Genomic DNA, 9195 nt, shown 5'->3' with positions numbered 1-9195 from the left:
GATGCGGCCCACGGCCCCACTTTACAGCTTTGACCGATTCGATCTACAGTTGACCGAATCGGTCACCACGCTCCTTCGAGGTGCCGACGACCTGGAGGAACGACGACAGATGGCCGAAGCGACGAGAACAACACCGGATCACGGTCGAGGAGGGCTCGCGAAAGCGCTCTGGTCGGTGGTTCTTGTTCTCGCGCTCCTGCTGGGTGTGGCGGCTGCTGTGGTCGGCCTCGCGACGCTGGTCCCGGGGGTCGGGCTGCTGAGCATGGCAGCGGCGCTGCTGGCGCCGACGATCGCCCCGGTGCTGGCGCTGCTGGGCGTCATCGCCCTCGTCGTCGGGGTCCTCGCCTTCCGCCGAGGCCTTCGGCGCACCGGCGCCGCGGCGGCGGTTCTCGGTGGGATCGGCGCCGCAACCCACATCACCGCTGTCGTGGTCATGGTCGCCGCCGTCGCCTCCGCCGGAGGCACGGTGAACGTCGCGACGGCGACGTTCGGGCTCTCGGCGATGGGCGCAGCAACCCCCGACCGGACCGAGGCGTACACGACGTCGAGCTCGGGGGAGGACCTGTCCCTGTCCCTCTACGAACCCTCCGCCGATACCGGCGCGGCTCCGACGATCATGTTCGTGCACGGCGGCGGCTGGATCTCCGGGGAGCCCGACACGCTGAGCTCCGAGCTGCGCACCCTCGCCGATCACGGCTACCTCGTCGTGTCCGTCGAGTACGAACTCGCCACGGCGGAGAACGCGACGTGGCAGTCCGCGCCCTCGGAGGTCGCCTGCGCCGCTACGTGGATCCAGTCGAACGCGGCTGCTCTCGGCGCGGACCTCGACCGCCTTGTGTTCTGGGGCGAGAGCGCCGGCGGCAACCTCGTCATCAACGTCGCCAGCGCCGCAGCGCAGGGCACCGCGGTGTCCTCGTGCGGCGGCACCGTCCCGGTGCCGGCCGTGATCGTCGCCGACTTCCCCGCGGTGGACGTGACCAGCGTCTACGAGAACACCTTCGACGTCGCCGGGATCAGCACCCGCGACTTCGCGACCAGCTACACCGGCGGCACGCCCGAGGAGTTCCCGGAGCGGTACGCCGCGGTGAACGCCGCCACCTACCTCTCAGCCGCCGTCCCGCAGACCCTCGTGATGACCCCGATGCGCGATGACCTGATCGATCCTGCCGATCAGTTCGCCTGGGCGGACTCCGCCCGCGCCCTCGGAGTGGACGTGACGACCGTGCCGATCCCGCTCGCGAACCACGCCTACCCGCAGTTCGCGAAGAACTCCCTCGGCAGCCAGGGACACCTCAGCATCGCCGAGGCCTACCTCACCGACCGACTCCGCTAACCCCTCCCCGACACCCCCGATCAAAGGAGATCCCATGCCAGCAAAGCCGGCTCGCCGCGAGCCGTCCCTGAAATTCGTCGCGGTCGTCTGCGGCCTCGCCTCCTACCTCGACGCCGCAGGACTCGTGTCCACCGGCCTCGCGCTCGCGATCTTCCAGACCGAGCTCGGTATCACGGCCGACCAGTTCGGCGTCCTCATCGCCGCGCTGACCCTGTTCGTCGGACTCGGCTCCGCGATCGGCGGCAGGCTCGGCGACCGGTTCGGGCGCCGCCGCGTCTTCACCGTCACGATGGTCCTGATCATCGTCGGCGCGACAATGCTGACCTTCGGCGCATCCTTCCCGCTGCTCATCGCCGGAATCATCATCATGGGCACCGGAATCGGAGCGGACCTCCCCGTCTCGCTCGCGACCATCTCCGAAGCCGCCACCGAGCGCAACCGCGGCGGCGCAGTCGTCTTCTCGCACGTGCTCTGGACCGCAGGAATCCTGGTCACCCTCGCGATCTCGACCGCCGTCGGCAACCTCGGCCTCATCGCGGGGCAGATCCTGTTCGGCCAGATCGCCGTCATCGCCGTCATCGTGCTGATCCTGCGCCTGCTGATCCCCGAGTCCACCCTCTGGCTGCAGACCCGCGGCATCAGCACGATCACCGCCGACCGCACCCGCGTCCGCGACCTCTTCCGCGGCTCCTACCTCGTCCCGTTCCTGGTCCTCGCCGTCTCCTACTCACTGCTCGCGATCGGCGCCGGCACCCTGGGCGGCTTCGGCGCCTTCATCGCCGTCAACCTCGCCGGCGTCGACGTCGCCCTGTTCTCGGCCGTGCTCCTGGGAATCTCTGTCCTCGCGATCGGCGCGACGCTCTGGTTCATGCGCGTCGTCGACACCCGCTGGCGAATGACCTACTTCGCCGTCGGCGCCGTGATGATGACCGCCGGCTACGCCCTCGTCGCGATCCTCGGCTTCAGCCTGCCCACCCTCATCGCCGGGACCCTGCTGAGCAATATCGGCATGTGCTTCGCGTTCGAGACGATCCTGAAAGTCTGGATGCAGGAGTCCTTCCCGACCCAGCTGCGCAGCACCGCGCAGGGCACGATCATGGCCATCGCCCGACTGATCCCCGTCCTCGTGCAGGTCGTGACCCCCTCGCTGCTCCTCGCGAACGGACAGCTCTTCTACGCCGGGCTCGCCGTGATCACCGCGCTCTCCGTCACCCTGCTCTGGTTCACCTTCCGCCACCGCAGCCGCAGTGAATTCGCCGTCGAGGAGCAGCTCCTGCACTTCGGCACCCGCGACGAGGCGGCCACCCGATGACCGCCGACCACCAGACCGCGACCACCACCCACGGCACCGCCGAACCCGCCTTCCAGACCGAGGAGCGCAGCATCCCCGGCCCGCACGGCGACATCCCCGTACGCCTGTACCTCCCCACGACGCCCCTCCCCGAGCCGATCGGACTCGTGTGGTGCCACGGCGGAGCGTTCGTCTACGGGGGCCTCGACACTGCCGAGAGCGACACCACAGCCGCCCGGCTCGCCGAAGCCGGCGTCGCCGTCGTCGCCGTCGACTACCGCCTCGCCCCCGTCCCGCAATGGGCGCTCGACCTCGGCGCCGAGCCCGGACGAGGCGAGTCGCACTTCCCCGTGGCCAGTCACGAAGTCGACACCGTCCTCGCCTGGGCCGACGACGCGCTGCGCCCCCTCAGCCCTCAGGGCTGGGCGCTCGGCGGCGCCAGCGCCGGCGGCGCACTCACCGCCGGAGCAGCCGTGCGCCTGCGCGACCAGGGCGCCACCGCACCCTCACGCCTCGTCCTCGTCTGCCCCCTCCTGCACCACTCCCTCCCCGAAGCCTCTCCCGAGCTCGCCACCCGACTCGAGCAGATGCCACCGACCGCGGGGATACCGCTCACCCCTGACGTGGTCGACCTCATCACCCTCAACTACGTCGGCAACGCGCCCGACGTCCTCCACGACCCCTACGCCTTCCCCGGCGGACACGACCTCACCGGACTCCCGCCGACGCTGATCATCGACTGCGACATCGACACCGTCCGCGCCTCCGGAGAAGCCTTCGCCACAGAACTCGCCTCCGCCGGCGTCGACGTGGAATCGGTCGTGGAGCCGGGGACCGTGCACGGGCACCTCGATGACCCGACGCTGCCGAGCGCGCGACGCACAGCTGACCGGATCATCGCCTGGCTGAGTCGGTGAGCTCTGCGGTCGTAACCGGCCGGCGTAGGACCGTTCCGTAGAGGGACGGCTGATCGGAACGCTTCTCAGCCGGTGGTGTCGATGTCCTTGTTGCGGGGGAGGTCGAGCATTGGGTAGCGGGCGACGGTTGCGCGGATCTGCTTCTGTCGCGTGCCTGGGTCGCCCCACACGATGTCGAGCTGAGTTCCGAGGGTGGTGTGGCGGACGTCGAGGAGGGCGAGGGAGATCATCGAGTGGTAGCTGCTGCTGAAGATGCGGCCGCTGCTGGTCCCGACGAGCTCGCCGTCGAAGAGCACGTCGTCGGTGTGGACGACGCTGTTGTCTCCGGTCCAGATCGGGTTCGCTGCAAGGTCCATGAAGGGATGCTCGTGGCCCGACCGGAACTGGGAGGCGAAGACGTCGGTGACGTCGTCCGGGTTCCAGATGAGGGTGACGGGTGTGCGCTGCGCTGATGTGTTCTCGAGGGCGGCCCGGCCGGTGAAGTCGTGGTCGTAGGTAATGAGGTGACCCCAGCCGAGCTCGAGGGGAGTCGCGTACCGCTTGGACGGGTCGGTGCCGGCGCTGCCGGGAAGTGAGGAGAAGGCGGTGTTCGCGGTGACGCCCATCCAGTCGAGGAAGTCGGGGTCATCGGTCCAGGCCGGGAGGAAGTGGAGGAACGACTGGGCGAATCCGTTCTCGGTGTGGTTCATCCCGTAGGCGCGCAGCCCGAGCTTCACGATCCCGAGCGGGCGGCCGGCGTCGTGGAGCGCCTGGTAGACGGCTGGGGCATCCGAGGCGTCGCCGTGCACCTCGTAGGCGAGAGTGCCGGCGACGCCCAGCCGGTAGATCCGAACCTGCAGGAGGACGCCGGTTTCGGGGTGGGGGATGGTCGCGGGTCGGTGCCAGATGAAGGGCAGGTCGGAGAAGTCCTCGCCGGTCGCGGCTTCGATGACGTCGAGGGAGCGGGGCCCGCCGACTTGGTGGAGGAACACCTGTCCGGTGAGGTCGGTGCCGGTGACGTCGTAGCGGCCGGAGGCAATGAGGTAGTCGAGGTAGGGCGTGAGGAAGTAGCTGATGTACTCCTGCTCGCCCACTCGCAGAACGGTGCCGTCGGCCATGATCCGGCCGGCGGTGTTGCAGAGCACGGCCTGCTTGGACGCGCCGATCGAGAAGCGGGTGAAGTCGTTGATGCACGCGTCCCGGAGCAGGCGGAGAGCGTCAGGTCCGGTGAGGCGGTGGGGCATCGGCGGGTTCAGGCCTGCATGGAGGTAGGCGGTGCGCTTCCAGGACTCCTCCTCGGTGCGGAAGTCGCTGAACTCGTACGGGGTGAAGCTGCCCAGCGAGCTGCTGTAGAGAGCGACGGTCGGGTCGAAGGGGAGGTAGGGGCTGTGTTGCGGGGGGCCGGCGTTGGTCATCGGATGCTCCGGTGGTCCTCTCGAGAGGTGACCTGCGGGGTGTTCGTGCTGCTCGCCTGCGGAGTTGCTCGCGGAGCGAAACGTCCGGTTCGCCGAAGCGCCAGCTCCAGCGGGATGGTCACGAGCGGGGGAACAGCGGCGATCAGGGCGATGGCGGTAAGCCGCCAGGTCCATCGCAGGGTGATCGCGGTGATGATGGCGACGGCCGCGTAGACGAGGAATATGCCGCCGTGCAGGGCGCCGAAGATGCTGACTCCGACGTCGGTGGTCTTGGTGACGTACTTCAGGAGCATGCCCACGAGCAGGCCCGCCCAGGTGAACGCCTCCAGGATCGCGGCGATGATGAAGATGCGGCTGATCCAGGGGAGGCGAGCGGGGTCACTCATCGAAGGCATCCCGTCCGGTGTCGGAGTCGGTGAAGCGCGCGGCGAGCAGGTCCGCGAGGCGGCCGCGAACGACGGGGTCCAGAGGCCGGTCCGCCAGGGATTCGTACGCCCACAACCCGTCTGCGGCCAGGCGCGTGATGAAGCGCTCGAGCGTCCGCTCGTCGGCGTCCGCTGCGGGTGGCGCGGGAGTCCACCGCTCGAGAACCGCGTTCCAAGGGGCGGCGTGCTCGGCCGTCGTCGCGCCCTCGAGCATCATCAGCAGCTCCGCACGGGTCGAGCTCTGCGTCGCCGCACGGGCGTAACCCTGCAGCTTCTGCGTCTCGGTGGCCTCGTCGGCGCCGACGTCGATCGCGGCAGCCATGGTCGCCTCCCACTCGTCGGCGAGGCGCTGGTGCACGGCGAGGATCAGCGCCTCGCGGGAGGGGAAATGGTAGACGAGGCCGCCCTTGGTCAGGCCGGCTTCCGCGGCGACCGTGTCATAGGTGACGCTGCCGACACCGTCGCGCTGAACGACGCGCGCAGCGGCATCCAGGATCTGCGTGCGCTTGCTCTCTCTCATGCTGTTCCGCTCTCTCCGTGACGTGTCGGTCACACCCACACCTCAAACTATACCTTTTGTACGGTAAGGTTGTGGACGAAGCGCGCGCTTCCAGGAACCGAGGTAGGACATTGAATTCACGCGAGCGCTGGGCTGTTCTCGCCACCGTGGCGGCAGGGCTGCTGTTGATCAGCCTCGACAACTCGATCCTCTACACCGCGCTCCCGACGCTGGTGGACGAGCTCGGCGCGACCAGCTCCGAGAGTCTGTGGATCATCAACGCGTACCCGGTCGTCATGGCCGGTCTCCTGCTGGGGGCGGGGACGCTGGGGGATCGTGTCGGGCACCGTCGCATGTTCCTCATCGGTCTGGTCGTCTTCGGCGCCGCTTCGCTCGCCGCCGCGTTCTCTCCGACTCCGGAGTTCCTGATCGCCTCACGCGCCGTTCTCGCCGTCGGTGCGGCGGCGATGATGCCGGCGACGCTGGCCCTCATCCGGTTGACCTTCGAGGACGAGCGAGAGCGGAACATCGGCATCGGGGTGTGGGGCAGCATGGCCGTCGTGGGAAGTTCCCTCGGGCCGATTCTCAGTGGTCTGCTGCTCTCGCAGTTCTCCTGGGGGTCCGTGTTCCTGGTCAACGTGCCCGTCGTCATCGCAGCGTTCATCGCGACGGTCCTCCTCGCTCCGCACAACGACGCGGATCCGACGAAGAAGTGGGATCTGCTCTCCTCGGTGCTGGCGCTGGTCGCTCTGGTCGCTCTGGTCATCACCATCAAGGAGACCGCGAAAGTCGACAGCTCCGTGTGGGTGATCGTGGTCGCCCTGACCATCGCGATCGTCGGCGCGGTGCTGTTCGTGCGACGCCAGGCCGTCCTCCCGTATCCGCTCCTGGTGTTCAGCATCTTCCGCAACCCGGTGTTCCTCGCGGGCACGCTCGCCGCAGGGTTCGCGATGTTCACGGTCGCCGGCGTCCAGCTCGTCACCACGCAGCGATTCCAGCTCGTAGAGGGGTTCACTCCGCTCGAGGCGGGACTGATGGTCGCGGCGATCGCGGCGGGTTCGCTGCCGACCTCGATCCTCGGCGGCGCGTTCGTCCACCGCACCGGCCTGCTGCCCCTGGTCAGCGGTGGCCTCGGAACTGCGCTGCTCGGCGTCACCGTCGCGGTCGTCTCGTTCGATTCCGCCGTGCCGATCTTCGTCGCAGGACTCGTCCTGACGGGTCTGGGCCTGGGGGCGACGATGTCGGTCGCGTCTGCGGCGATCATCGGCAACGTGCCCGCGAGTCGCGCGGGAATGGCGTCCTCCATCGAGGAGGTCTCTTACGAGTTCGGCAACCTCACCGCCGTCGCCCTCCTGGGGAGCCTGGCGACCGCCGTCTTCACGACCACTCTGCAGCTGCCGGACGGGGCCGATGGGGCGGCCCGGGACAGCATCGACAGCGCTCTGACCGTCGCCGAGCAGAACCCCGCGATCAGAGAAGCTCTCGTGCGGGCAGCGGGACAGGCGTACGACGGCGGCTACACCGCCGTCATGATCGTCGTCGCCGTGGTCCTCGCCCTCGGCGTCGTCACCACCGGGGTCCTGCTGCGCCGTCACGGCCCAGGGTCCGACGTCGTCACCGATCACCAGCAGGAGCCGGCCCGCACCGGGAGCAGCTCCGAAACTCTGACCCCGTGACGAGCGTCCGGACGGCGACAGCCAGTCGAGAAAGACGGTGACGGAAATGGGTCTGCTCTCTCTCGGCGCGCTGCTGTTCTCGCTGGCAGGGCAGGTGGTGCTCGATCGGAAGTACTCCTTGACCTTCTGGCGCGACCCGACGAAAGCGACCTGGGTCATGGCCCTGGGAATAGCGTTCTTCCTCGTCTGGGATGTCGTCGGGATCGGACTCGGCATCTTCTTCCGCGGCACCACGACAGTGATGACCGGTGTCCTCCTCGCCCCCGAGCTCCCCCTGGAGGAACCCTTCTTCCTGGCACTGATGTGCTACGTGACCCTGAACGTCCTCGGCTGGATCTCGCGACGCGAACAAGCCGCCTCATGACCTATCTCGCACTCAACACCGTGTTCTTCCTCCCCATCGTCGCCGCGCTCCTGCTCGCCTGCATCCACCGTCGACGAGCGCTCCCCTCCAGGCGAGCTCTCGCCATCGCCCTCGTCGTGCTCGTCGTGGACACCGCGGTGTTCGACAACGTGCTCATCGCCGCAGGAATCGTCGACTACAACCCCGATCTGATCCTCGGTCTCCGACTCGGGCTGGCCCCCATCGAGGACTTCGCCTACTCCGTCGGAGCATGCCTGCTCCTGCCAGCGCTCTGGGCACTGATCCCGAGCCGCCGCGATCGGAACGACCAGCCAACAGCCGCGCCACCTCCACTGGAGACGGACAGGCGCGCGCCTTCCGACCTGACCACTTCACGAACGCTACGAAGGAGATCCTCTTGACCACCTCGACAGTCCTCGTCACCGGAGCGACCGGCAAGACCGGCCGCCGCCTGGTGCCACTGCTGCGCGCAGCAGGCCACACCGTCCGCGAAGGATCCCGAAACGCCGCGACCCCGTTCGACTGGGACGACACCGCGACCTGGCCGGCCGCGCTCGCAGACATCGACGCGGTCTACGTCGTCCTCCCGGACCTGGGAAGCGCCTCCACCGTCGATCAGGTCCGCTCCTTCGCGCGAGCAGCCTCCGCGGCGGGCGTGAGAACCGCGGTCATGGTGTCCTTCCCCGAGACCGGCGGAATGGACACGGACGTCGTCGCGACCACGGAACAGCAGTTCACCGACGCGGGCCTCGCGCTGACGGTCCTGCGTCTTCGCTGGTTCAACCAGAACTTCAGCGAGGACTTCCTCACCGACTCCGTTCGTCAGGGCGTCCTGCGACTACCGGCCGGATCCGGGAGGGAGGCGTTCGTCGACGCCGACGACATCGCCGAGGTCGCCCTGGCCGCACTCACCGAGACGACGCGGATCGGACGCTCCTACGACCTCACCGGTCCTCGAAGCCTGTCCTTCCACGACATCGCCGACGAGCTCTCCCGCGCGACAGGACGAAGCATCCGCTACGAACCCATCAGCACCGACACCTACATCGAAGAGCAGCAGGCGACGGGTGTGCCCGAGGAATTCGCGCAGATGCTCGCAGCTCTCTACAACCAGATCGGCACCGGAGCGCTCGATCACACGTCCGAGGACATCGATTCAGTGCTCGGCCGCCCCGCCCGCGACTTCCGCGACTACGCCGACGCCACCGCAACCACGGGAGTGTGGACCGAATAGACCAGGAACACTGAAGGTCGGCCGCGTGAACGCAGCCGACCTTCAGTGTCGTTTCTTGATGG

10 protein-coding genes are annotated in these 9195 nt (G+C 68.3%); 7 read left to right on the top strand and 3 right to left on the bottom strand.

From position 1 onward, the window contains the following. Positions 1-175: 175 nt before the first annotated feature. From EDF35_RS11635 to EDF35_RS11625, 3 genes are read left to right on the top strand one after another with little or no spacing between them, the layout of a single operon-like run. Positions 176-1333, top strand: a complete 1158-nt coding sequence (locus EDF35_RS11635) for an alpha/beta hydrolase (protein ID WP_133962447.1) — start codon at positions 176-178, stop codon at positions 1331-1333. 34 nt (positions 1334-1367) lie between these two features. Continuing rightward, positions 1368-2645, top strand: a complete 1278-nt coding sequence (locus tag EDF35_RS11630; protein ID WP_133962446.1) for an MFS transporter — start codon at positions 1368-1370, stop codon at positions 2643-2645. Continuing rightward, positions 2642-3541 (top strand): alpha/beta hydrolase fold domain-containing protein, encoded by a 900-nt coding sequence (locus EDF35_RS11625; protein ID WP_133962445.1) that lies wholly within the window; start codon positions 2642-2644, stop codon positions 3539-3541. The genes EDF35_RS11630 and EDF35_RS11625 overlap by 4 nt, the downstream gene beginning before the upstream one ends. 65 nt (positions 3542-3606) lie before the next feature. On the opposite strand, the gene EDF35_RS11620 is transcribed toward EDF35_RS11625, so the two are convergent. From EDF35_RS11620 to EDF35_RS11610, 3 genes are read right to left on the bottom strand one after another with little or no spacing between them, the layout of a single operon-like run. Next, positions 3607-4935, bottom strand: coding sequence for an aminomethyltransferase family protein (locus tag EDF35_RS11620; RefSeq protein ID WP_133962444.1), 1329 nt, complete (start codon positions 4933-4935; stop codon positions 3607-3609). After that, a complete protein-coding gene (locus tag EDF35_RS11615) occupies positions 4932-5321 on the bottom strand; it encodes a DUF3817 domain-containing protein (RefSeq protein WP_166674089.1) in 390 nt (129 codons plus the stop codon). Before EDF35_RS11615 ends, EDF35_RS11620 begins: the two co-directional genes overlap by 4 nt. Then, positions 5314-5919, bottom strand: coding sequence for a TetR/AcrR family transcriptional regulator (locus EDF35_RS11610; RefSeq protein ID WP_243839941.1), 606 nt, complete (start codon positions 5917-5919; stop codon positions 5314-5316). Before EDF35_RS11610 ends, EDF35_RS11615 begins: the two co-directional genes overlap by 8 nt. 71 nt (positions 5920-5990) lie before the next feature. Here EDF35_RS11610 and EDF35_RS11605 point away from each other — a divergent pair, with 71 nt between their 5' ends. The 4 genes from EDF35_RS11605 to EDF35_RS11590 are packed head-to-tail and all read left to right on the top strand — an operon-like array spanning position 5991 to position 9133. After that, on the top strand, positions 5991-7535 hold the full coding sequence (locus EDF35_RS11605) for an MFS transporter (protein ID WP_133962443.1): 1545 nt from the start codon (positions 5991-5993) through the stop codon (positions 7533-7535). 46 nt (positions 7536-7581) lie between these two features. After that, positions 7582-7899, top strand: coding sequence for a lycopene cyclase domain-containing protein (locus EDF35_RS11600; protein ID WP_123704836.1), 318 nt, complete (start codon positions 7582-7584; stop codon positions 7897-7899). Further along, complete coding sequence (locus EDF35_RS11595; RefSeq protein ID WP_133962442.1) at positions 7896-8300, top strand: lycopene cyclase domain-containing protein; 405 nt, start codon at positions 7896-7898, stop codon at positions 8298-8300. Before EDF35_RS11600 ends, EDF35_RS11595 begins: the two co-directional genes overlap by 4 nt. Continuing rightward, on the top strand, positions 8297-9133 hold the full coding sequence (locus EDF35_RS11590; protein ID WP_133962441.1) for an NmrA family NAD(P)-binding protein: 837 nt from the start codon (positions 8297-8299) through the stop codon (positions 9131-9133). Before EDF35_RS11595 ends, EDF35_RS11590 begins: the two co-directional genes overlap by 4 nt. The last annotated feature ends 62 nt before the right edge of the window (positions 9134-9195 follow it).

This window comes from Rathayibacter sp. PhB151 (assembly GCF_004366415.1).
In the GTDB taxonomy this organism is placed as follows: domain Bacteria; phylum Actinomycetota; class Actinomycetes; order Actinomycetales; family Microbacteriaceae; genus Rathayibacter; species Rathayibacter festucae.
This window is presented reverse-complemented; position numbering and strand designations above follow the sequence as displayed.